The following is a 22,277-nucleotide window of genomic DNA, read 5'->3' on the forward strand; positions in this document are numbered from 1 at the left end:
GCGACACAAGACTCAAGAGGATTGAATGAGCGAAACGCGCGAACCGGCCCAATGGCACGGTACGACGATCATGATGGTGCGCAAGGGCGGCAAGGTCGTGATTGCCGGTGACGGTCAGGTCTCTCTCGGCCAGACGGTGATCAAGCACACGGCCCGCAAGGTACGGCCGCTTGCCAAGGGCGAAGTGATTGCCGGTTTTGCCGGCGCCACCGCCGATGCCTTCACGCTGTTCGAGCGCCTTGAAGCCAAGCTGGAACAATATCCTGGCCAGCTCATGCGCGCCTGTGTGGAACTTGCCAAGGACTGGCGGACCGACCGCTATCTGCGCCGCCTGGAAGCAATGATGCTTGTGGCCGACAGGAATGTCTCGCTGGTCCTGACCGGAACCGGTGATGTGCTGGAACCGGAAGGCGGCATGATGGGCATCGGGTCCGGCGGCAACTATGCGCTGGCGGCCGGTCGTGCACTGGCCGATTCGGATCATGACGCGGAAACCATTGCCCGCAAGGCCATGGCCGTGGCGGCCGAAATCTGCGTCTACACCAATGAAAGCGTGACGGTCGAATCCCTGGATACGGCCGGGTAGGCGGTCATGGTCCCGTTCCGTCCGGTCACAAGTGAAGATCTGCCGATCCTCGCGGACTGGATGGCGCGCCCGCACTGGCGCGAATGGTGGGGCGAGCCGGCAGAGGCACTTGATAAGCTTCGCGAGAAGATCGGAGGGCATGATACCACGAAGCCCTTCATCTTCCGGTTCGATGGCCGCGACGCGGGATACACACAGGTCTGGCATGTGAAGGATCAGCAAGGACCCGACGCTGTTGCCGCCTCTCCCTGGTTGGCTCTGCTGCCGATGGATGCGGTCGGAGTCGATCTGGCGCTTGCCGACGGGTCGGTGCTGTCCAAAGGATACGGAACGAAGGTGTTGCAGGCATTTGTCGGCAAATTGCGCCGCGAGGGCCACGAACGGATCCTCATGGATCCCGACCCCGCCAACCAGCGCGCCGTGAAAGCCTGTCGCAAGGCGGGATTTCGCGAGATGGCTGAGCTGAAGGGCCGCACGGGCAACAACCTGCTTATGGAACTGGTAAACACGAAAGGCGTGTCTTAGAAAATGAGCGATTTTTCTCCGCGTGAGATTGTTTCCGAACTCGACCGCTACATTGTCGGCCAGAAGGACGCCAAGCGCGCGGTCGCCATTGCCCTGCGCAATCGCTGGCGGCGGCAGCAGCTTCAGGGCCAGATGCGTGAGGAGGTTCTGCCGAAGAATATCCTGATGATCGGGCCGACCGGGGTCGGCAAGACCGAAATCTCCCGTCGCCTGGCCAAACTGGCCAATGCCCCTTTCACCAAGGTGGAAGCGACGAAGTTCACCGAAGTGGGTTATGTCGGCCGCGACGTCGAGCAGATCATCCGCGATCTGGTGGAAACCGGCATCTCGCTGGTGCGCGACAAGAAGCGCGAGGCGGTGAAGGCCAAGGCGCATATCCTGGCCGAGGACCGTGTTCTCGACGCCCTTGTCGGCAAGAACGCCAGCCCGGCGACCCGCGACAGCTTCCGCAAGAAACTGCGCGAAGGCGAGATGGATGACAAGGAAATCGAGGTCGAGGTTCGGGCCCAGTCGCAGATGCCGAGCTTCGACCTGCCCGGCATGCCCGGCGCGAGCGTCGGGGTCATGAACATGTCCGACCTGCTCGGAAAGGCTTTTGGCGGACAGACCAAGACCAAGCGGACAACCGTGAGCGAATCCTACGATCTGCTGATCAACGAGGAATCGGACAAGCTCCTCGACGAGGACAAGGTTGTCGAGGAAGCGATTTCCCTGGTCGAGAATTCCGGCATCGTGTTCCTGGACGAGATCGACAAGATCTGTGCCCGCGAAGGCCGGGCAGGCGGCGATGTCTCGCGCGAGGGCGTGCAGCGCGATCTGCTGCCGCTGATCGAGGGAACGGTGGTTTCCACCAAGCACGGACCGGTGAAGACCGACCATATCCTGTTCATAGCGTCCGGCGCGTTCCATGTCGCCAAGCCGTCCGATCTCCTGCCGGAGCTGCAGGGCCGCCTGCCGATCCGCGTGGAGCTGCGCGCCCTGACGAAGGAGGATTTCCGGGCCATCCTCACCGAGCCGGAAGCCAGCCTGATAAAGCAGTATGTGGCGCTGATGGAAACCGAGGAGGTCACCCTGTCCTTCACCGACGATGCGATCGAGGAAATTGCCTCGGTTGCGGTTGATCTGAATGCGTCGGTCGAAAACATCGGTGCCCGCCGTCTGCAGACCGTGATGGAACGGATCCTGGACGAGATTTCCTTCACCGCGCCGGACCGTTCCGGGGAAACGATTGAGATCACCGGGGAATTTGTCCGGGAAAACATCGGCGACCTTGCCAAGAATGTCGATCTTTCGAAGTTCATTCTTTAACGGGCGGGCGCATTGCCAGCGGCAATTTCGCCGCTTGCGATGCGCACGCGCCGGTGGCAGCATGCGCCCATGGTAGCTATTCGAAAAAGCAACGAGGAAGGCCACCGCCGGAAATTTCTGGTCGTGGTCGACGATACGCCCGAATGCGACCGGGCGATCGTATACGCCGCCAAACGGGCGGCGCGCACCGGCGGTGTCGTGACGCTGGTCTATATCATCGCACCGGGCGACTTCCAGCATTGGCTGGGAGTTGAGGACATCATGCGGGCCGAGGCGCAGGAGGAAGCAGAAGCAACCCTTGCCAAGGCCGCCGAGCGTGTCCGCTCCGTCGCCCGGACGGAACCGGAAACCGTCGTGCGTGAAGGCAGCAAGGCCGATGAGATCCTGGAACTGATCGAATCGGATGCCGATATCGCCATCCTGGTGCTGGCGGCCGGCACCGGATCGGAAGGGCCCGGGCCTCTCGTGTCCTCCATCGCCGGAAAGGCGGGGAGCCCCTTTCCCATCCCGGTGACCATCGTGCCGGGCAATCTGGATGACGATTCCATCTCCGCCCTGGCATGATCCGGGGGAGAAACCTGGAATGATCTCGGCCGTTGCGCTTGACCGGCGGAGATCTCTTCCTATCTAGTTTTTAATGGTTCCAAACTGATCGAAGATGCGATAGAAGCATTCATCGGTGTTTTGCGATGGAGAGACGCAAGACACGACCGGCAACTGGACGCGTTGAACCAGCGCTAGGACAACACAAGATGTTCATTCAAACAGAAGCAACGCCGAATCCGGCGACCCTGAAGTTTCTGCCGGGCCGCGTGGTCCTGCCGGAAGGCACATATGACTTCCGCTCCCGGGCGGATGCAGCCGTGTCTCCCCTTGCGCAGAAGCTCTTCGATGTCCCCGGTGTCGAGGCCGTGTTTTTCGGCCACGACTTCGTGACGGTGACCAAGGACGATACCGACTGGCAGCACATGAAGCCGGCGATCCTCGGTGTGATCATGGAGCAGTTCATGTCCGGTCAGCCGGTCATGATCTCCGGGGAAAGCGAAGACACGGAAGAAGGCGAGTTCTTCGAGGACAGCGACTCCGAGACGGTCAACACCATCAAGGAACTTCTGGAAACGCGGGTCCGCCCGGCGGTTGCCCAGGATGGCGGCGACATCACCTTCAAGGGTTTCAAGGAAGGCATCGTCTATCTGTCGATGCGCGGCGCCTGCGCCGGCTGCCCCTCGTCCACCGCGACGCTGCAGCACGGCATCCAGAACCTTTTGAAGCATTTCGTGCCGGAAGTTGAGGAAGTCCGCCCGATCTGAGCGGAATTCAGTCCTGATTTCAAAGGTCCGGCCGGTGTGCCGGGCCTTTTCTATTTCCGATGTCCGATCTCTGTGGAAGGCAAGCCCCCCTTTGGGCTTAGGTCCAAAGCGCGGCTCGACTCTGCGCGCCGCGCGGGTTAGTGGCATGGGGAGGGATTGAAGCGGCCTCTGCCGCCAACCGCAATCCGAACGAACAGCGATTGACCTGAAATGCGCCTCCTGGCCATCGATACCGCTCTTGCCAATTGTGCCGCCGCTGTCCTCGACGACGGCGCCGGGACCGCATGCTTCGAGGCCTGCGGCGAGGAAATCGGCCGTGGCCACGCGGAACGGCTGATGGACATGATCGGCGAGGTGATGGCCGAAACCTCCACCGCCTTCACCGACCTGGACCGGGTTGTCGTCACCATCGGGCCGGGAAGCTTCACCGGCTTGCGTGTCGGTCTTTCCGTGGCGCGCGGGTTCGGACTTGTCCTCGGCACGCCGGTCGTCGGCATCACCACGCTGGCGGCGATTGCCCGGCAAGCCGCCCCGCAGGACGATGGCCCCCCGCTGCTGGTCGCGCTGACGGGCAAGGGGGACGAGGTCTACTGCCAGGAATTCACTTCTGCCGGCAACCCTGCCGGCGAGGCAAGTGTGCGGACCCTGAAGGATCTTGCGGTGACATTGCCGGAGGGCATAAGGTTGGCGGGCTCCGCGGCTGACAGCGTTGCGGAAGCGCTCGCCATACCGGCAGCCCGGATCTTGTCCCGCAGCGGCTATCCGGGTATTCGCGATGTGGCCGAACTGGGACTCACCGCGGTTCCGGAGAAAGCGGCTCCTTCGCCGCTGTATCTGCGGCCGCCCGATGCGACGCCCCAGACCAAGGGAAGGATTGAACGGCAATGAGTTTCTGGTGGTTCTGGACCCAGCCGCCTGTTGTGGAAGAGGCGCTGGACGAGGATCTGCCGAAGATTGCCGAAATTCACGCAGCCTCCTTCGCGCACAACTGGAATGTCGATGAACTCGGGCGGATGAAGGCCCAGGACGGCGTCACTTTCCTGGTCGCCCGGCGGGCCAGTCCTTACGGCACTCGGGGCGCGCTCGGTTTCCTGATTCTCAGAACGGCCGCCGACGAGGCGGAAGTGATCACCATCGCCGTGAACGCCCGTCAGCGCGGCCGGGGGATCGGCAAGAAGCTGATGGAAGCGGGCCTCTTTCGCCTGTATGCGGAGCGCTGCCGGCATCTGTTTCTGGAAGTCGATGCGGCGAATGACAGCGCATTGCTGCTTTACCGGGGACTTGGCTTCAAGGAAGTCGGCCGCCGCAAGGGCTATTACGGCGACAGCGACGGCGACGGTACGGCGCTTGTCATGCGCATTGATCTTCGATAAGCGCTGTAGCTGACTTGACGTTCCTCCGGTCGCGATTGATCGGAGGGCGGAAATTCGATCGATTTTGAAGGGTCGGGCATCTCCTGCGTGTCAAGCGGACGCGGAATGCCCCGGCAAACGGGAAATACCAGCGGGCGGCATCTCAATGGCGGACGAAGAGCACTTTACGCTAGCGGATATGTGTATCGCAAAAGGCATGCGCATGACCGAGCAGCGGCGGGTCATTGCCACGGTGATCGAGGAAGCCTCGGAAGAGCACCCGGATGTCGAGGAGCTTTACCGTCGCTCCGTCGCCATCGATCCGGGGATTTCCATTTCCACCGTGTACCGGACCGTGAAGCTGTTCGAGGACGCGGGGATGATCGAACGGCACGACTTCCGGGACGGCCGTTCGCGCTACGAGACCGTTCCGGAGGAGCATCACGATCATCTCATCGACTTGCGCAGCGGCCAGGTGATCGAATTCCGGAACGAGGACATCGAAGCCCTGCAGGATTTCATTGCCAGGAAACTCGGCTACAAGCTGGTCGATCACCGGCTGGAACTCTATGGCGTTCCCCTCGATCTTTCGAAGGACGAAAAGGACAATGGCTGAAATCAGGGCCGTTCTGATTATTTTCGCTCTGACGATTGTTTCGCTGATCCTCATTCCGCTGCAATGGATCGCGATCCGGCTGCAGCTTCCCATGCGCCGGAAACTGCCGCAGCTCTGGCATGTGATCGCCACACGGCTGGTCGGCATCCGTATCCGCCAGATCGGCCGCCCCTGTCCCGACAGGCCACTGCTGATCACCGCCAATCATGCTTCCTGGGTCGACATCACGGTCATCGGCTCGCTCATGCCCCTGTCCTTCATCGCCAAGTCGGAAGTCTCCGGCTGGCCGGTCTTCGGACTGTTCGCCAAACTTCAGCGTACGGTATTCGTCGACCGGGCAAGGCGGGCGCGCACCGCCGAGGTGGCCGACACGATCGCCGACCGCATGGCGGCGGGCGATGCGATGGTTCTGTTCGCCGAAGGCACTTCCAATGACGGCAACGGCGTTCTGCCCTTCCGCTCCGCCCTTCTGGGCGCGGCGACGCGCGCGGTGGGAAACGGCGCTGGCGCGAAGGTCTGGGTGCAACCGCTGTCGATCGCCTATCAGGGCTTTTACGGCTTGCCAATGGGCCGGGCGCATCGCCCGCATGTCGCCTGGTACGGCGACATGGAACTTGCCGGCCATCTGTGGGGCATCTTCACCCGCGGAGCCCTTGACGTGATCGTGCGCTGGGGCGACCCGGTTCTGGTGGACGGCGACACGGACAGGAAGGCGCTGACGCGCAAACTGGAGGGGGAAGTCCGGGCCATGACCGTCGCCTCCCTGCTGCAGAAGCCGTTTGAAATTGAAGATTCGGGCGAAAGCAACGATTCGGACGAAATCGAGCCGTCGGAGTTCTTCTCAAACGGGGAAAAAACCGGTAAAGCTGGCGCCTGAATTAGGCGAGCGCCGCCCGCGGCCCCGGCCGAGCGGACGGAAAGGGTGCGATGGATAACAGGATCCCGCCCGACGGCGCTTACACTCACGACATGCCGGCCGCGTGACGCAGGCCACGAGGAGCGAATGACAAGCCGCCCGGAAGCAGACCAGGAAACGAGCGCATCCGCCGTTTCGATAAGCGATGAAAAGACAGGCGCAGTGGCAGGAAACACGCGCAAGGTGTTCGTGCGCACCTACGGCTGCCAGATGAACGTCTATGACAGCGAACGTATGGCCGATGTGCTGGCGCCGGAGGGGTTCCAGGCGACGGAAACCATGGAAGACGCGGATCTGGTCATTCTCAACACCTGCCATATCCGAGAAAAGGCCGCCGAGAAGGTCTATTCCGAACTTGGCCGTATCCGCAAGGTGAAGGAAGAGCGCGCGAAATCCGGCAAGGAGATGATGGTCGGCGTTGCCGGCTGTGTGGCCCAGGCGGAAGGCGCGGAGATTTCCCGCCGCGCACCCATCGTCGACCTTGTCGTCGGTCCGCAGAGCTACCACCAGCTTCCCGCGCTTCTGGACAGGGCGCGGCAGGGCAACAGGGTTGTCGAAACCGAATTCGACATCGACGCGAAATTCGATCACCTGTCCGCGCGCACCGAAACGCCGCTGAAAAAGCGGCCGCCATCCGCCTTTCTCACGGTTCAGGAGGGCTGCGACAAGTTCTGCACCTTCTGCGTGGTGCCTTATACCCGTGGTGCCGAGGTGTCCCGGTCCGTGGAACAGATCGTCGACGAGGCCGGGCGCATGGCCGCTGCCGGGGTGCGGGAGATCACGCTGCTCGGTCAGAATGTCAACGCCTATCACGGTGTGGCTCCGGACGGGACGACCTGGGGGCTCGGGCGCCTGCTGCGGCGGCTTGCCGAAATCGACGGCCTGGACCGGCTGCGCTACACCACCAGCCATCCCCGCGACATGGATGACGACCTCATCGACGCCCACAGGGATCTGAAAAGCCTGATGCCCTATCTGCACCTGCCGGTGCAGTCCGGGTCCGACGCGATCCTCAAGGCCATGAACCGGCGGCACACCCGTGACGACTATTTCCGTCTGATCGACCGCATCCGCGATGCGGCGCCCGATATCGCGCTGTCCGGCGATTTCATCGTCGGTTTTCCGGGAGAGACGGACCGGGATTTCGACGATACGATGGACCTGATCCGCCGTGTCGGCTACGGCTCGGCCTTCTCCTTCAAATACAGCCAGCGGCCCGGCACGCCGGGGGCGACCATGGACGATCAGGTGCCCGAAGAGGTGAAAACCCTGCGTCTGGCCGCCTTGCAGGAGCTGGTCAGCGAGCAGCAGAAGGCGTTCAACAGGTCCCGTCTCGGCATGACCTGCGACGTGCTGGTGGAAAAGAAGGGGCGCAATCCCGGCCAGATCGTCGGCAAGTCGCCGTGGCTGCAGCCGGTGCAGCTGGACGCACCCGAGAGCCTGATCGGTAGCATACAAGCGGTGGAAATCGTGGAGATAGGATCTAATTCGCTGTTCGGGCGCCTGATTGACGGGCAAGATGAAAGCGACTTTTCAGGGGCCATCCCGGCTTCGGCGGCTCAGGCCGGTTGACCACAGGAGACGTCGTTTGACGCGTGACAGCCACTCTTCTCCCCGCAAGTCCCCGGACCCGTCGTCCGCCGCCGCTTCGGCCTCCGATATGACCCATATCGTCCTTGCTTTTGAAGACAACCGGCTGATTGGAGATCTTTTCGGTCAATTCGATCAGAATCTGGCGCTGATCGAGCAGCGGCTGGGCATAGATGCCATTGCGCGCGGCAATCAGGTCACCCTTAAGGGCTCGCAGGCCAGTTGCGCGCAGGCGCGTACGGCCCTGGAATCCATGTATCAGCGTCTTCTGCAGGGGCAGGAGATCCATCCGGGCGATGTTGACGGCGCCCTGCGCATGGCAGCGGCTGCGGATGCGCAATTGCCCCTGCCGACCCTGGAGCCCAAGTCCCGGCTGGCCTTCGCCCAGATCGCCACCCGCCGCAAGACCATCGTCGCCCGCACGCCGACCCAGGACGCCTATATCCGCGCCATGGACCGCGCCGACCTGATCTTCGGCACCGGTCCGGCCGGCACCGGCAAGACCTTCCTGGCCGTCGCCTATGCGGCGGCGCTTCTGGAACGCGGCGATGTCGCCCGGCTGATCCTGTCGCGGCCGGCGGTCGAAGCCGGCGAACGGCTCGGCTTTCTGCCGGGGGAAATGAAGGACAAGGTCGATCCCTATCTGCGCCCGATCTACGACGCGCTTTATGAAATGATGCCGGCGGAAAAGGTGGACCGCGGCCTGCAGTCCGGCATGATCGAGGTCGCCCCGCTTGCCTTCATGCGCGGCCGGACCCTGTCGAACGCGGTTGTGCTGCTCGATGAAGCCCAGAACACCACCTCGATGCAGATGAAGATGTTCCTGACCCGTCTGGGGGAAGGCTCCAAGATGATCGTGACCGGCGACCCCAGCCAGATCGACCTTCCGCCCGGGCAGAAATCCGGGCTTCGGGAGGCCCTGGGTCTTCTGACGGACATTCGGGAAGTGTCCCACATCCGCTTCAATGAGACCGATGTCGTCCGCCACGAGCTCGTCGGCCGGATCGTCACGGCCTACGACAATGCCTCCCGCGAGGAATCGGAAGCCCGCGAGCGGCGCTATTCCGAAACCCGGCGCGGCGGCGGCCGGGAGGAAACCACACCCCGTGCCCGCGAAGCGGCGGCCACCTGAAGACCGTTGGAACAGTGATGCCCGGCCCCTTGCCCGATGGATTTGCGATTGATCTCTCCATAGAGGCGGGAGACTGGCCGGACGAAGGCGAGTTGTCCCGGCTGGCACGCCGGGCGATCTCGGCGGCCTTTGCCGAAGCCCCTCTGGAGGTGCTTGAAGATACGGAAGTCTCGCTGCTTTTCACCGACGATGCCGGTATCCGGCGGTTGAACGGCAAGTGGCGGGACAAGGACAGGCCGACGAACGTCCTGTCGTTTCCCGGAAGCAATCCGGACGGCGACCTCTACGGGCCGCTGCTGGGCGATATAGTCTTTGCATATGAGACCGTTTTCCGGGAAGCCGGAGAATTGGGAATTGATTTCGGCGATCATCTTTCCCATCTGACTGTTCATGGTTTGCTTCATCTTTTCGACTATGATCATCAGGATAATGAGGAAGCTGAGCTGATGGAGAGCCTGGAGAAAGCCATTCTGGCCTCTCTGGGCATGGATGACCCCTACGCGGACAGGCCTCTTGTGGCGGACGGCAGTTAGGTGGCATCATGGCGCATGTTGTTTTGTATTGATGGATGATGACCGCAGTTGAACCGCAAAGTCCGGCGGGCGAGCCGAAGGCCGCCACGTCAGGACAATCTCAGGACGGGGAAGACCCGCAACAGACCGGGCCGCAGCGACCTGCGGCCTTCTTTGAAAACCTCAAGCGCGTGTTGCGATTCGGGCGTCAGTCATCGACTCTGCGCGAGAATCTTGAAGACGAACTGGCACGGGAAGGCAGCGACAACGCTGCGTTCTCTCCCGAAGAGCGCATGCTTCTCGGCAATATCCTGCGTCTTCGGGAGCTGCGCGTCGACGATGTCATGATCCCGCGCGCCGATATCGATGCGGTCGATCTGGACACCAGCCTGAGCCGCGTGATGGAGCTCTTCCAGAAGAGCGGTCATTCCCGCATGCCCGTCTATGAAGACACGCTCGACGATCCGCGCGGCATGGTCCACATCAAGGACCTGATGACCTACATCGCCGAACGCGCCGCCGCTGCGCGGCCTGCAACTGCTGTGGACAAAAATTCCGATTCTGCCGACGGTAACGCCCCGTCGTCCAACGGTTCGGCACGCAGCGGCCACAACCGGCCGGACCTGGATCTGTCCGGTGTGGATCTGTCGATTCCCCTGAAGGAGACCGAGCTGCTCAGGGATCTGCTGTTTGTGCCGCCCTCCATGCCGGCAACCGATCTGATGGCCAAGATGCAGGCGGACCGGATCCAGATGGCGGTGGTGATCGACGAATATGGCGGCACCGACGGGCTCGTTTCGCTGGAGGACCTTGTCGAAGAGGTCGTCGGCGACATCGAGGACGAACATGACGAGGCCGAGGAGGCCATGCTGACCTCGGAGGGAGAAGGCATCTGGATCGCCGATCCGCGCCTGCCTCTGGAGGATCTGGACGAGGCGCTCGGGACCCATCTGACGGAGGGCGAAATCTCCGAGGATGTCGATACCCTGGGCGGACTGCTCTACGTTTCTGTCGGCCGCGTGCCTGTTCGCGGAGAACTGCTTTTCGTGCCTGACGAAATGCCGGGGTTCGAATTCGAGATCATGGACGCGGATCCCAGGCGCATCAAGCGGCTGAAGATCCGCCGTCGCCGGACGGAGCCCCGTCCGCCGGAATTGCGTCGCCGCCCGAAACGCCCCGATACGCCTTCGGGCGAGGCCGGTCAGGACAAGGACGCCGGTACGGACAGAGGCGTGGTTTCCGGGGACCTGGGGCGCGCGGGCAAGCTTTCATAAAATGCCTTGACCGCCTTGCAGCGAGACGACAAACCTCCTGACCTCTGAAACAGGAGAGCCGTCCCCGATGCACTGGTTGTCACAAAGCCTCGCCGTTCTGCCGAATACCTTCCTTCTGGCCTGGGGCTGGCAGCGCCGTATCTTGTGCGTGTTGTGCGGCGCGGCGACCGCATTCGCCCTGCCGCCCTACGGGCTGATACCGGTTCTGGCGATAACCTTTCCCTGTCTTGTCTGGCTGCTGGATGGCGCGGTGGAGCCCGGGCCGGGAAAGGCTTACAAGCGGCTGCGGACCGGTTTCGCCCTCGGCTGGCTGTTCGGCTTCGGCTATTTTCTGTCCGGACTGTGGTGGATCGGCGCGGCCTTTCTTGTCGAGGCGGAGCGCTTTGCCTGGCTGATGCCCTTTGCGGTTCTGGCAATGCCCGTGGGGCTGGCCCTGTTCACGGGCCTGGGCGTCGCGCTTGCCGCCCTCTTGTGGACCGACCGCTTCCACCGGATCGTGCTTCTGGCTGCCTGCCTGGCCCTGTCGGACTGGCTGCGCGGCCATGTGCTGACGGGCTTTCCCTGGAATGCCTTCGGCTACGGAGTGTCCGGGTCTCTCACGCTGTCGCAGGCTGCAAGTCTCGTGGGCATCTACGGCCTGTCCTTCCTGACGCTCGCCCTTGCCGCGTCCCCGGCTGTGCTTGCCGATGCGAGACCCTTGCGGCAACGCCTCCGGGCCTTGGGGGGGGCTGTTGCCTGCCTCGCCCTTGTCCTTGTTTACGGCGCCGTCCGTCTTGCCGGCGTGGAAACGCAGGAGGCGGCGCTTGATATTCGCATCGTACAGCCGTCGATCGACCAGAAGGACAAGTGGCGGCCGGAACTCAGGGACAGGATTTTCCAGACCTATCTGGACATGACGGAAGCGCCGCTCGGCGGCAGCGCCCGTGTCGGCATGCCGCGGCTTGTGGTCTGGCCGGAGTCGGCCGTGCCCTTTCTGCTGACCCAGGAACCGGGGGCCTTGTATCGGGTGGCCGCGGCCCTTGGTGAAGGGAGCGAGCTTGTGACCGGGGCGATTCGCGCTGAAGCCGATGCCGCCGGAGCCCGCTACTTCAACAGCGTCTATCTGATCGGCGGCGACGGAACCGTCCACAGCGTATATGACAAGGTGCGTCTTGTGCCCTTCGGCGAATTCGTGCCCTTCCGCTCCCTGTTCGATCGTCTGGGCATTGCCGGTCTGGCCGGGCCTCTGGAAGGGTTCGAAGCCGGATATCAGCAGCGCATGATGTCGTCTGCCGGGGGGGCGGGGTTTGTGCCCCTGATTTGCTATGAAGCGATTTTCCCGGTCAATCCACCGGAAGAAGCCGGTGCGCCATCATTTCTCCTCAATGTGACCAACGATGCCTGGTTCGGTCGCACGCCGGGCCCCTACCAGCATTTTGCCCAGTCCCGCATGCGGGCGATCGAGACGGGCCTGCCGCTTGTCAGGGCAGCGAATACGGGCATCTCGGCGATCGTCGACGGAAAGGGGGAAGTGATCGATTCCCTGTCGGTATTCGAGAAGGGTGTGATCGACGGCAGGCTGCCCCGGCAGCTCGGCAAAACTGTTTACGGCAGATTTGGCGATGCTCCTTTCCTCGTGACGGCGATACTGATCGTGTTTTTTACGGGTATTTTTCGATACAACCGGTGTTCGCGCGTAGATTGATATTTTTTGTTTGAGTTGAGTGAAGGAAGTGTGATACAACCGTGAAACGGCCGATTGAAGGCTGCTTCATGTGCAAGTGAAGGGATGCGGGCAAACTTCGATCTTCTTGACCTTGTGGGAGGTCACCGAAGCGCTTGTGCAAACGACAACGAGCGGACATTCGCCGCGAGAAAAAGAAAGTGCGACGTATATGCCCAGTAAGAAGTCTCCGAATCCGATTGATATTCACGTTGGCAGCCGTGTCCGGCTCCGGCGCATGATGCTTGGCATGAGCCAGGAAAAGCTTGGCGAAGCGCTTGGAATCACCTTCCAGCAGATTCAGAAATACGAAAAAGGCACCAACCGGATCGGCGCCAGCCGTCTGCAGCATATTGCAACTGTGCTGAAGGTTCCGGTGGCCTTCTTCTTCGAGGACGCACCGGGCACTCCGGATGAGGCCGAAGGATTCGGCGAAACGCAACCCACCTCTTATGTCGTGGACTTTCTCTCGTCTTCCGAAGGTCTTTCGCTCAACAAGGCGTTCGTGCGGATCGAGGACCCGAAAGTCCGTCGGCGGATCGTTGATCTTGTGCGTTCCCTCGCCGGTGACGAATGACAAAAATCCATCTCGCGCTTGACGTGACGGTCAACTTCTAAGATTGATGCTCCTTGAAGCGGCGATGTCATTCGCCGCTTCAGTCATATTCATTCCCAGAAGGACGATCGCCAATGGCACGTCAGAATTATCTGTTTACCTCCGAATCCGTTTCCGAAGGACATCCGGACAAGGTCTGCGACCGAATCTCGGACGCAGTTGTGGATGCCTATCTCAGGGAAATGCCTGAGGCCCGCGTGGCCTGTGAAACCCTCGCGACCACCAATCGCATCGTCATCGCGGGTGAGACCCGCGGCCCGGCGTCCATCACCAGCGACTATATCGCGCATCTGGCGCGTCTGGCCGTTCGCGACATCGGCTACGAGCAGGATGGCTTCCATTGGGAGAACTGCGATGTCGCCGTTCACCTGCATGCCCAGTCCGCTCACATTGCCCAGGGCGTGGATGCCGGTGGCAACAAGGACGAGGGTGCGGGCGACCAGGGCATCATGTTCGGCTACGCCTGCCGCGAAACCGAAGAGCTGATGCCCGCTCCGATTCTTTATTCCCATCGGATCCTCCACTTGCTTGCCGAAGCCCGCAAGTCCGGCAAGGAGCCTGCGCTCGGCCCGGATGCCAAAAGCCAGGTCACGGTTCGCTATGAAAACGGCAAGCCCGTCGGCGCGACCTCCATCGTCCTGTCGACCCAGCACCTGGACCCGGCGCTGACGTCCGAAGACGTGCGGCGAATCGTCGAGCCCTACATTCGCACCGCGCTTCCCGACGGCTGGATCACCGGGGAAACCGACTGGCACGTCAATCCGACCGGCGCCTTCGTCATCGGCGGCCCGGACGGCGATGCCGGCCTGACCGGCCGCAAGATCATCGTCGACACCTACGGCGGTGCGGCGCCCCATGGCGGCGGCGCCTTTTCGGGCAAGGATCCGACGAAGGTCGACCGTTCCGCTGCCTATGCGGCACGCTATCTCGCCAAGAACGTGGTGGCCGCCGATCTGGCCGACCGCTGCACGATCCAGCTTTCCTATGCGATCGGTGTCTCCGACCCCCTGTCCGTTTACGTCGACCTGCACGGAACGGGCCGCTGCGACGAGGCCAAACTGGAAGCGGCGCTCCGCGATGTCATGGGCCTCAGCCCGCGTGGTATCCGCGAGCATCTGAAGCTCAACAGGCCGATCTACGAGCGCACGGCAGCCTATGGCCACTTCGGCCGCCAGCCGGATGCGGACGGCGGGTTCTCCTGGGAGAAGACCGATCTGGTCGACCAGCTTCGCCCGCTTGCCGGATAGCATTGCGTAAACGCACAGGAAAAATAGGATCGCCGGCCGAGAGCCGGCGATCCGCTGTTTGAAGTTGTTGCAAGATGGCTGACCGTTACGAAGGTTCCTTTTTCGGCCGCCGTGTAGGCAAGCCGCTGAGCCCGCGCCGTGAGGCGCTGATGCAAAGGGAACTGCCGCGCCTGGGGCTGGACACCGGCAAGCCGGCTCCCGCCGATCTGCGAGATCTGTTCCAGGCGGATGTCCGGGACATTTGCCTGGAAGTCGGTTTCGGTGGCGGCGAGCATCTGCTGCACAGGGCGCGCAGCAATCCGGACACCGGTTTCATCGGCGTCGAGCCCTTTGTCGGCAGCATGGCCAAGGCCCTGACCGCCGTGGTGGAAGAGGGGCTGAAGAACATTCGCCTCTATGACGACGATGCTGTCGTCCTGCTCGACTGGCTGCCGGAGGCCTCCGTGGATCTGGCCTATCAGCTCTATCCTGATCCCTGGCCGAAAATGCGCCACTGGAAGCGCCGCTTCATCAATGAGCAGAATCTCTCCCGCTACGCCCGGGTGCTCCGGCCGGGATGCGAATTCCGCTTCGCCAGTGACATCGACACCTATATCGACTGGACCCTGCGCCACTGCCGGGATCACCCGGCCTTCGAATGGACGGCGGAAACGGCGGCTGACTGGAAGACGCCCTGGGAAGGCTGGCCCGGCACGCGATACGAAGCCAAGGCGATCCGCGAAGGGCGGACCGGTCGCTACCTTACGTTCCGGCGGGTGTAGCGGGCGGCTTTTGCGCGCGAATCGACTTCTTTCCCGGATTCGGCGCCGCGCCCTCTTGCCTTTTGGCTGTCTTTGGCGTTATACAGCCCGTGTTTCACCTCAACGGCTTATCTGGGCATTTGAGAGTGGGCCCGCCGGGGACCCGCTCTTTTCGGCTTACATAAACCGGAAACTGAAGATTTCGAGCAGGATTGCCCTATGTAAACCGACAGTCAGGCACATCTGATGCTCAAGAGCCGGCAACGGCTGCGAACAGGAGCCAAGTGTGAGCGCACACGAACCGAGGATTGTGACGGAACAGGGTCTGGATGCCCGTGTTGCCGCGATAGTGGAGCCGGTCATCGAAGACCTGGGCTACCGCCTTGTGCGCACGAAGATCAGCGCGGCCAACGGCTGCACGCTGCAGATCATGGCCGAGCGCCCGGACGGCACGATGACGGTTGAGGATTGCGAAACCGTCAGCCGTGCGGTGTCTCCCGCCCTGGACGTCGAAGACCCGATCAACCGGGCTTATCATCTGGAAGTTTCATCTCCCGGTATCGACCGCCCCCTGGTCCGCACCGGCGATTTCGAGCGTTGGGCCGGCCATGAGCTGAAGGTCGAGATGGCCGTCATGCTTGATGGCCGCAAACGCTTCCGGGGCATGCTGCTGGGCGTTGAAAACGGCGCGGCCAGACTGCGCCTGCCCGATGCGGGCAAGGACGGGGAAGACACTGTGGCCCTGCCGCTCGAGAATATCGGCGAAGCCAGGCTGGTGCTTACCGACGATTTGATTACCGCGGCTCTTCAGGCGGAAAAGGCGGCTCTGGCCGCCCGTGAACCGCAGGAAGAGCTGACACAGGATAACACGCCCAACTGAGCGCACAGCTCGGCGGCAGGAAGAAAAGCGCCCGGGTACGGACCCGAGACGAAAAAGGCGCAAGAGGAGTGGAATATGGCAATCAGCGCGAACCGGCTGGAACTGCTGCAAATCGCTGACGCGGTCGCACGGGAAAAATCGATCGACCGGATGATCGTCATCAACGCGATGGAAGATGCGATCCAGAAGGCGGCCCGCTCCCGTTACGGCACGGAAACGGAAGTTCGCGCGGAGATCAATCCGAAAACCGGCGAGATCCGTCTGCAGCGTCTTTTGCAGGTTGTCGACACCGTCGAGAATGTGTCGACCGACATTTCGCTGGAGGATGCCCTGGCACGGAACCCGGAAGCCAGCCTTGGCGATTTCATCGCCGAACCGCTGCCGCCGCTGGATTTCGGCCGCATCGCCGCGCAGTCCGCAAAGCAGGTCATCGTGCAGAAGGTGCGTGAGGCCGAGCGTGACCGCCAGTACGAGGAATTCAAGGATCGCGTCGGCGAAGTCATCAACGGTGTCGTCAAGCGTGCGGAATACGGCAATGTGATCGTCGATCTCGGCCGCGGCGAAGGCATCGTCCGGCGCGACGAACTGATCCCGCGGGAAATCTTCCGCACCGGTGACCGTATCCGCGCCTATATCTATGATGTCCGCCGCGAGCAGCGCGGTCCGCAGATCTTCCTGTCGCGCACTCATCCGCAGTTCATGGCCAAGCTCTTTGCCCAGGAAGTGCCGGAAATCTATGACGGCGTCATCGAGATCAAGTCGGTCGCCCGCGATCCGGGGTCCCGCGCGAAGATCGCCGTGATCTCCAAGGACAGTTCCATCGATCCCGTCGGCGCCTGTGTCGGCATGCGCGGCAGCCGCGTTCAGGCGGTTGTCGGTGAGTTGCAGGGCGAGAAGATCGACATCATTCCCTGGAACGAGGAAGCGGCCACCTTCATCGTCAACGCCCTGCAGCCGGCGGAAGTCGCCAAGGTTGTTCTGGATGAAGATGCCGAACGTATTGAAGTTGTCGTGCCGGATGACCAACTATCTCTGGCAATCGGACGTCGCGGCCAGAACGTGCGTCTCGCTTCCCAGCTGACAGGCTGGGCCATCGACATCATGACGGAGCAGGAGGAATCCGACCGCCGTCAGAAGGAATTCCAGGAACGCTCGCAGTTGTTCATGGAAGCCCTGAATGTCGACGAGATGGTCGGCCAGCTGCTGGCGACCGAAGGATTTTCTTCCGTCGAGGAAGTCGCCTATGTGGAGCCCGAGGAAATCTCGATGATCGAGGGCTTCGATGACGATACCGCTGTCGAGATCCAGGCCCGCGCCCGCGATTTCCTGGGTGAACTCGAGGCGAAACAGGACGAAGAGCGTATCTCGCTCGGTGTGTCCGATGAGCTCCGCTCGATCGATGGCCTGACAACCGCCATGCTGGTTGCCCTCGGCAAGGAGGGGATCAAGAACATGGAAGATCTGGCCGGCTGTGCCGCGGACGATCTCATCGGCTGGGTCGAGCGCAAGGACGGCGAGACAAAACGTTTCGAGGGCGCGCTGTCCGCATTCGATATTTCGCGTGCGGATGCAGAGAATATGGTGATGTCGGCACGCCTGGCGGCGGGCTGGGTCACCGAAGAGGAACTGGCCGCGCAGGCGGCTGAGGCGGAGGACGACGGGGAAGACGATGTCGAACCTGTCGAGGCCGTCCAGGAAGAAGTGCCTGGCGGCGCAATCCTCAACGGGTAACGGGCGGGGCGCAGGCCCCGGCCGGAGTTTCCCGTCACCGCATGAGCGTGTGACGGGAGCTTTGACAAATTAAGATTGATCAGCTTTTCCGCTTTCGTGTGGAACTGGCTGAGAGCAGGTTGATCCGGGGGAGTGGCCGCGTGCCCAGGAAAAATGAACCAACCGAACGGCAATGTGCCGTCACCCGGGAGGTTCAGCCCGTGAGTTCGCTGATCCGGTTCGTCCTCGACCCCGAGGGCGAGGTTGTTCCGGACCTGAAGCGGGTCCTTCCCGGACGCGGTGTCTGGGTAACGGCGTCGAGCGATGTCATCGCCGTTGCCGAAAAGGACCGGAAGAAAGTTTTCGGCAGGGGCTTCAAGTGTGAAGCCCGTGTCGAGCCCGGACTGGCGGATCGTGTCGATGCGCTCATGGAACGATCGGCGCTGCAGGCGCTCTCCATGACGCGCAAGGCAGGTGGGTTGGTCACCGGGTACGCAAAGGTTGACGCGGCGCTGCGACGGGATCCGGTCATCGGATTGTTGCATGCCTCCGACGCCGCAGACGATGGGGTACGAAAGCTGGCGGCGGTGGCCGCGGGCAGAGAGGAACCGGAAAACGGATGCCAAATCGTCCGTTTGTTCGATTCGTCTCAATTGGATTTGGCATTGGGCCGGTCTAATGTGATACATGCTGCACTGCTTGCGGGGCAGGCGAGCGAAAATTTCCTGGCACGAGTGCGTGACTTGGAGCGTTTTCGCGGCTATTCCGACGCAGACGGCAATACAGGCAACGCTAATAAGGCAGTTGCGCAGGACTGAAGGCAATATGAGCGATACGAAAAATCCAGGCGACAAGACAATCAGCGTTGAGCGTGGCAAAACGCTTGGCCTCAAGCGCGGCGGTGGCGATCAGGGAACTGTTCGGCAATCGTTCTCGCATGGCCGGACCAAAGCAGTCGTCGTGGAAAAGAAGAAACGCCGTCTCGTAATTCCGGGGCAGGAGGGCAAGCCGGAAGCGCCTGCTCCGACGACCCAGCGTCTCGATACGCCGTCCGAAGCGCCGCGCAAGCCGCAGCAGCCGGACTCCATGGCCGCCAAGCAGGCCCGCCGCTCCGCGTCCGGCCAGCGTCAGAAGGGCAATGGCAACGTTCTGCGGACCCTGACCAAGGAAGAAGCCGCCGCACGTGCGGCTGCGCTTGAGATGGCCAAGGTGCGTGAGGTCGAGGAAAGCAAGCGTCGCCAGGAAGAAGAAGCGCGCCGGGCTGCCGAAGCCGCGCAGCGCAAGATCGAAGAAGAAGCCCGCGCAAAGGCGGAAGCGGAAGAACGCACCAAGCATGAGGCGGAAAACGCTCATCTTGCGGCTGCGAAAGCCGCGGAAGCGCCCGCTGCGGCCGAACCGGCTGCCAGCGCCGAACCCGAGCGCCCGGCCACGGTGCGTCAGCCGGCCCATGCCGATGGCGGCAGACCGCCGAGCCTGAATGACATGGGCAGGCGGAAGGCGCCGGCAGAGGACCGTTCCGCACCCGCTGCACGCCAGCCGGGTGAGGAAGAAGATCGCGGCAAGAAGGATCTGCGCCCGGTCAAGCGTCCGAAGCAGGCTCCGGCTCCCGCGGCACGTCCGCGCGGTGGCGATGATCGCCGTCGCTCCAAACTGACCATTTCCGCTGCCACCGGTGGCGATGACGGTCAGCGTGCCCGCTCGCTCGCATCCATGCGCCGTCGTCAGGAAAAGGCAAAGCGCGGCCAGCAGCAGGTGGTGCGGGAGAAGATCTCCCGTGAAGTCGTGCTGCCGGAGGCAATCACCATCCAGGAGCTGGCCAACCGTATGGCCGAGCGCGCTGTCGATGTGATCAAGCTGCTGATGAAGCAGGGCCAGATGCTCAAGATGAACGACGTGATCGACGCCGATACGGCCGAGCTGATCGCCGAGGAAATGGGCCACACGGTCAAACGCGTTTCCGAGGCTGACGTCGAAGAGGGCCTGTTCACCCAGGAAGACGACGAGTCTGCCAAGCAGCCGCGTCCGCCGGTGGTGACCATCATGGGCCATGTCGACCACGGCAAGACCTCGCTGCTCGATGCGCTGCGCAAATCCAAGGTGGTCACCGGCGAAGCCGGCGGCATCACCCAGCATATCGGCGCCTATCAGGTCGACCAGGGTGGCCAGAAGATCACCTTCATCGATACGCCGGGCCACGCCGCGTTCTCGCAGATGCGTGCCCGCGGTGCCAAGTCCACCGATATCGTGATCCTCGTGGTCGCGGCCGATGACGGTGTCAAGCCGCAGACCAAGGAAGCGATTGCGCATGCCAAGGCCTCGGGTGCCCCGATCATTATTGCCATCAACAAGATGGACAAGCCGGAAGCCGATCCGAACCGGGTACGCACCGAGCTCCTGAGCGACGAACTGGTCGTGGAATCCATGGGCGGTGACGTCATCGACGTGGAAGTCTCCGCCAAGACCGGTCAGGGCCTCGACAAGCTGCTGGAAATGATCCTGCTGCAGGCGGAAGTTCTCGAACTTCAGGCCAATCCGGACCGCACTGCGGAAGGCGTCGTCATCGAGGCGCAGCTCGACCGCGGCCGGGGTCCGGTCGCCACCGTTCTGGTGCAGAAGGGAACGCTCAAGCCGGGCGATATCGTGGTCGCAGGGTCCGAATGGGGCCGTGTCCGCGCCATGCTCGACGAAAACGGCAAGCAGGTGAAGGAAGCCGGCCCGTCCAAACCGGTCGAGGTTCTGGGTTTCCAGGGCACTCCGGAGGCCGGTGACATGGTTGCGGTCGTCGAGAACGAAGCTCGCGCCCGTGAGATCACCGACTACCGTCAGCGTCAGGTCCGTGAAAAGGCCTCCGTGGTTGCCTCCGGCGCTCGCGGCTCGCTCGAGCAGATGATGAACAGGCTGCAGGAAACCGGCAAGAAGGAATTCCCGCTGGTTCTCAAGGCCGACGTGCAGGGCTCCGCCGAGGCGATCGCCCATGCGCTTCACGAGCTGGGCACCGATGAAGTCGGAGCGCGCATCCTGCTCTCCGGCGTGGGTGGCATCACGGAAAGCGACGTCACCCTGGCGGCGGCTTCCAAGGCGCCGATCATTGGCTTCAACGTACGTGCCAACAAGCAGGCTCGCGAAGCGGCGTCCCGCGACGGGATCGAGATCCGGTACTACAATGTGATCTACGATCTGGTTGACGACATCAAGTCGGCCATGTCCGGTCTGTTGTCTCCGGAACGCCGCGAGACCTTCCTCGGCAATGCGGAGATCAAGGAAGTCTTCCATATCTCCAAGGTCGGCAAGGTCGCCGGTTGTCTGGTCACCGAGGGCGTTGTGGAACGCGGCGCGAACGTTCGCCTCATCCGCGACGACGTGGTCATCCACGAAGGCGAACTGGGCACGCTCAAGCGCTTCAAGGACGAAGTCAAGTCGGTCGAATCCGGCCAGGAATGCGGCATGAATTTCGTCAAGTATCAGGACATGCGTCCGGGCGATATCATCGAGTGTTTCCGCGTCGAGCAGATCGCCAGAACGCTTTAAAGCCCAAGGCAGGATCGAACCGGTCCGTACATCAGATCATGAGGGCGCGCGAAAGCGCGCTCTTTTCACAATTTGGACACGTCGGAGCCTCCCGCGTTCAATCGGACGCGGACAGGACACTCCGGCATCTTTGGATCGATCAACAGACTGCCGGTCGCTTCCGACTGGGCATCCGTTGACGTGATGACGCGGCATAGGCGCCGGAATGCGGAACGCGACGCGGGATGAACCTGCGGGTGCCCGTAGTGACGGCGGTTAGAGCGTAAGGCGATAGATATGGCTAGACATAGCGGACAAGACAGCCGTGGTCCGTCCCAGCGCCAGTTGCGCGTCGGCGAAACCGTGCGCAAGGAACTGTCGGACATCCTGACCCGCGGCGAATTCTCCGATCCGGACCTGGACGGGGCAATCGTTACCATTCCCGAAGTGCGCATGACACCGGACCTGCGTCTGGCAACCTGCCTCGTGATGCCTCTCGGAGGCAAGAATGCCGACAAGGTCGAAAAGGCGCTCAACCGCAGCGCAAAATTCCTGCGCGGTCAGGTCTCCCGGCGGCTGACGATGAAATACATGCCCGATCTGCGCTTCGTGCTCGACACGCGGTTCGACGACGACGACCGCATCGACACCCTGTTGCATTCTCCGGACGTTGCCAAGGATCTTGGCAAGGACGACACGGACGACGCGGACTGATCTCGCACGACATCGCCGTTCCCTCCCGTGGTCCCGGTTT

Annotated in this window: 22 protein-coding genes; all 22 read left to right on the forward strand. The window is 62.4% G+C overall.

What is annotated here, in order from left to right:
- The first annotated feature begins 25 nt into the window (after positions 1–25).
- Positions 26–586, forward strand: a complete 561-nt coding sequence (gene hslV / locus DCO57_RS12215) for an ATP-dependent protease subunit HslV (RefSeq protein ID WP_116699192.1) — start codon at positions 26–28, stop codon at positions 584–586.
- A 6-nt stretch (positions 587–592) separates the two neighbouring features.
- Positions 593–1,111, forward strand: a complete 519-nt coding sequence (locus tag DCO57_RS12220; protein WP_116699193.1) for a GNAT family N-acetyltransferase — start codon at positions 593–595, stop codon at positions 1,109–1,111.
- Between the two features lie 3 nt (positions 1,112–1,114).
- The gene (gene hslU / locus DCO57_RS12225) at positions 1,115–2,419 is read left to right on the forward strand and encodes an ATP-dependent protease ATPase subunit HslU (RefSeq protein ID WP_116699194.1); all 1,305 of its coding nucleotides are present in this window, start codon (positions 1,115–1,117) and stop codon (positions 2,417–2,419) included.
- 69 nt (positions 2,420–2,488) lie between these two features.
- Complete coding sequence (locus DCO57_RS12230; protein WP_116699195.1) at positions 2,489–2,983, forward strand: universal stress protein; 495 nt, start codon at positions 2,489–2,491, stop codon at positions 2,981–2,983.
- Between the two features lie 188 nt (positions 2,984–3,171).
- Positions 3,172–3,729, forward strand: coding sequence for a NifU family protein (locus DCO57_RS12235; RefSeq protein ID WP_116699196.1), 558 nt, complete (start codon positions 3,172–3,174; stop codon positions 3,727–3,729).
- A 210-nt stretch (positions 3,730–3,939) separates the two neighbouring features.
- Complete coding sequence (gene tsaB / locus DCO57_RS12240; RefSeq protein ID WP_116699197.1) at positions 3,940–4,617, forward strand: tRNA (adenosine(37)-N6)-threonylcarbamoyltransferase complex dimerization subunit type 1 TsaB; 678 nt, start codon at positions 3,940–3,942, stop codon at positions 4,615–4,617.
- Positions 4,614–5,102, forward strand: coding sequence for a ribosomal protein S18-alanine N-acetyltransferase (gene rimI / locus DCO57_RS12245; protein WP_116699198.1), 489 nt, complete (start codon positions 4,614–4,616; stop codon positions 5,100–5,102). Before tsaB ends, rimI begins: the two co-directional genes overlap by 4 nt.
- A gap of 145 nt (positions 5,103–5,247) precedes the next feature.
- Positions 5,248–5,697: a Fur family transcriptional regulator gene (locus DCO57_RS12250; protein WP_116699199.1), complete on the forward strand. Its 450-nt coding sequence runs from the start codon at positions 5,248–5,250 to the stop codon at positions 5,695–5,697.
- Positions 5,690–6,574 carry a lysophospholipid acyltransferase family protein gene (locus DCO57_RS12255; RefSeq protein WP_205756144.1) on the forward strand — a complete coding sequence of 295 codons (885 nt, stop codon included), beginning with the start codon at positions 5,690–5,692 and terminating at the stop codon, positions 6,572–6,574. Before DCO57_RS12250 ends, DCO57_RS12255 begins: the two co-directional genes overlap by 8 nt.
- 126 nt (positions 6,575–6,700) lie before the next feature.
- Complete coding sequence (gene miaB, locus DCO57_RS12260) at positions 6,701–8,185, forward strand: tRNA (N6-isopentenyl adenosine(37)-C2)-methylthiotransferase MiaB (protein ID WP_116699200.1); 1,485 nt, start codon at positions 6,701–6,703, stop codon at positions 8,183–8,185.
- Positions 8,186–8,273: 88 nt separating this feature from the next.
- On the forward strand, positions 8,274–9,335 hold the full coding sequence (locus DCO57_RS12265) for a PhoH family protein (RefSeq protein ID WP_116699308.1): 1,062 nt from the start codon (positions 8,274–8,276) through the stop codon (positions 9,333–9,335).
- A 17-nt stretch (positions 9,336–9,352) separates the two neighbouring features.
- Positions 9,353–9,868 carry an rRNA maturation RNase YbeY gene (gene ybeY, locus DCO57_RS12270; protein ID WP_116699201.1) on the forward strand — a complete coding sequence of 172 codons (516 nt, stop codon included), beginning with the start codon at positions 9,353–9,355 and terminating at the stop codon, positions 9,866–9,868.
- Between the two features lie 38 nt (positions 9,869–9,906).
- Complete coding sequence (locus DCO57_RS12275; RefSeq protein ID WP_208977918.1) at positions 9,907–11,121, forward strand: hemolysin family protein; 1,215 nt, start codon at positions 9,907–9,909, stop codon at positions 11,119–11,121.
- Positions 11,122–11,188: 67 nt separating this feature from the next.
- On the forward strand, positions 11,189–12,805 hold the full coding sequence (gene lnt / locus DCO57_RS12280) for an apolipoprotein N-acyltransferase (RefSeq protein ID WP_116699203.1): 1,617 nt from the start codon (positions 11,189–11,191) through the stop codon (positions 12,803–12,805).
- 190 nt (positions 12,806–12,995) lie between these two features.
- Positions 12,996–13,400 carry a helix-turn-helix transcriptional regulator gene (locus tag DCO57_RS12285; RefSeq protein WP_068409002.1) on the forward strand — a complete coding sequence of 135 codons (405 nt, stop codon included), beginning with the start codon at positions 12,996–12,998 and terminating at the stop codon, positions 13,398–13,400.
- Between the two features lie 113 nt (positions 13,401–13,513).
- A complete protein-coding gene (gene metK, locus DCO57_RS12290) occupies positions 13,514–14,686 on the forward strand; it encodes a methionine adenosyltransferase (protein WP_116699204.1) in 1,173 nt (390 codons plus the stop codon).
- Positions 14,687–14,760: 74 nt separating this feature from the next.
- Positions 14,761–15,447: a tRNA (guanosine(46)-N7)-methyltransferase TrmB gene (gene trmB / locus DCO57_RS12295; RefSeq protein ID WP_116699205.1), complete on the forward strand. Its 687-nt coding sequence runs from the start codon at positions 14,761–14,763 to the stop codon at positions 15,445–15,447.
- 265 nt (positions 15,448–15,712) lie between these two features.
- Positions 15,713–16,306 carry a ribosome maturation factor RimP gene (gene rimP / locus DCO57_RS12300; protein ID WP_116699206.1) on the forward strand — a complete coding sequence of 198 codons (594 nt, stop codon included), beginning with the start codon at positions 15,713–15,715 and terminating at the stop codon, positions 16,304–16,306.
- A gap of 75 nt (positions 16,307–16,381) precedes the next feature.
- Positions 16,382–18,037: a transcription termination factor NusA gene (gene nusA / locus DCO57_RS12305; protein ID WP_116699207.1), complete on the forward strand. Its 1,656-nt coding sequence runs from the start codon at positions 16,382–16,384 to the stop codon at positions 18,035–18,037.
- 140 nt (positions 18,038–18,177) lie between these two features.
- The gene (locus DCO57_RS12310; protein ID WP_116699309.1) at positions 18,178–18,834 is read left to right on the forward strand and encodes an RNA-binding protein; all 657 of its coding nucleotides are present in this window, start codon (positions 18,178–18,180) and stop codon (positions 18,832–18,834) included.
- Between the two features lie 7 nt (positions 18,835–18,841).
- The gene (infB, locus tag DCO57_RS12315) at positions 18,842–21,544 is read left to right on the forward strand and encodes a translation initiation factor IF-2 (protein WP_116699208.1); all 2,703 of its coding nucleotides are present in this window, start codon (positions 18,842–18,844) and stop codon (positions 21,542–21,544) included.
- 276 nt (positions 21,545–21,820) lie between these two features.
- Positions 21,821–22,237, forward strand: coding sequence for a 30S ribosome-binding factor RbfA (gene rbfA, locus DCO57_RS12320; RefSeq protein ID WP_116699209.1), 417 nt, complete (start codon positions 21,821–21,823; stop codon positions 22,235–22,237).
- Positions 22,238–22,277: the final 40 nt, after the last annotated feature.

The organism is Labrenzia sp. 011 (assembly GCF_003075075.1).
Taxonomy (GTDB): Bacteria; Pseudomonadota; Alphaproteobacteria; order Rhizobiales; family Stappiaceae; genus Roseibium.

Excerpts from the sequence above, each read along its gene's own strand:
- DCO57_RS12220 (WP_116699193.1), top strand. The coding sequence starts at position 593 with ATGGTCCCGTTCCGTCCGGTCACAAGTGAAGATCTGCCGATCCTCGCG.
- ybeY (WP_116699201.1), top strand. The coding sequence starts at position 9,353 with ATGCCCGGCCCCTTGCCCGATGGATTTGCGATTGATCTCTCCATAGAG.
- DCO57_RS12285 (WP_068409002.1), top strand. The coding sequence starts at position 12,996 with ATGCCCAGTAAGAAGTCTCCGAATCCGATTGATATTCACGTTGGCAGC.
- lnt (WP_116699203.1), top strand. The coding sequence starts at position 11,189 with ATGCACTGGTTGTCACAAAGCCTCGCCGTTCTGCCGAATACCTTCCTT.
- metK (WP_116699204.1), top strand. The coding sequence starts at position 13,514 with ATGGCACGTCAGAATTATCTGTTTACCTCCGAATCCGTTTCCGAAGGA.
- DCO57_RS12235 (WP_116699196.1), top strand. The coding sequence starts at position 3,172 with ATGTTCATTCAAACAGAAGCAACGCCGAATCCGGCGACCCTGAAGTTT.
- hslU (WP_116699194.1), top strand. The coding sequence starts at position 1,115 with ATGAGCGATTTTTCTCCGCGTGAGATTGTTTCCGAACTCGACCGCTAC.
- hslV (WP_116699192.1), top strand. The coding sequence starts at position 26 with ATGAGCGAAACGCGCGAACCGGCCCAATGGCACGGTACGACGATCATG.
- DCO57_RS12255 (WP_205756144.1), top strand. The coding sequence starts at position 5,690 with ATGGCTGAAATCAGGGCCGTTCTGATTATTTTCGCTCTGACGATTGTT.
- rimI (WP_116699198.1), top strand. The coding sequence starts at position 4,614 with ATGAGTTTCTGGTGGTTCTGGACCCAGCCGCCTGTTGTGGAAGAGGCG.
- DCO57_RS12265 (WP_116699308.1), top strand. The coding sequence starts at position 8,274 with ATGACCCATATCGTCCTTGCTTTTGAAGACAACCGGCTGATTGGAGAT.
- DCO57_RS12230 (WP_116699195.1), top strand. The coding sequence starts at position 2,489 with ATGGTAGCTATTCGAAAAAGCAACGAGGAAGGCCACCGCCGGAAATTT.
- miaB (WP_116699200.1), top strand. The coding sequence starts at position 6,701 with ATGACAAGCCGCCCGGAAGCAGACCAGGAAACGAGCGCATCCGCCGTT.
- infB (WP_116699208.1), top strand. The coding sequence starts at position 18,842 with ATGAGCGATACGAAAAATCCAGGCGACAAGACAATCAGCGTTGAGCGT.
- tsaB (WP_116699197.1), top strand. The coding sequence starts at position 3,940 with ATGCGCCTCCTGGCCATCGATACCGCTCTTGCCAATTGTGCCGCCGCT.
- trmB (WP_116699205.1), top strand. The coding sequence starts at position 14,761 with ATGGCTGACCGTTACGAAGGTTCCTTTTTCGGCCGCCGTGTAGGCAAG.
- DCO57_RS12275 (WP_208977918.1), top strand. The coding sequence starts at position 9,907 with ATGACCGCAGTTGAACCGCAAAGTCCGGCGGGCGAGCCGAAGGCCGCC.
- DCO57_RS12250 (WP_116699199.1), top strand. The coding sequence starts at position 5,248 with ATGGCGGACGAAGAGCACTTTACGCTAGCGGATATGTGTATCGCAAAA.
- rbfA (WP_116699209.1), top strand. The coding sequence starts at position 21,821 with ATGGCTAGACATAGCGGACAAGACAGCCGTGGTCCGTCCCAGCGCCAG.
- nusA (WP_116699207.1), top strand. The coding sequence starts at position 16,382 with ATGGCAATCAGCGCGAACCGGCTGGAACTGCTGCAAATCGCTGACGCG.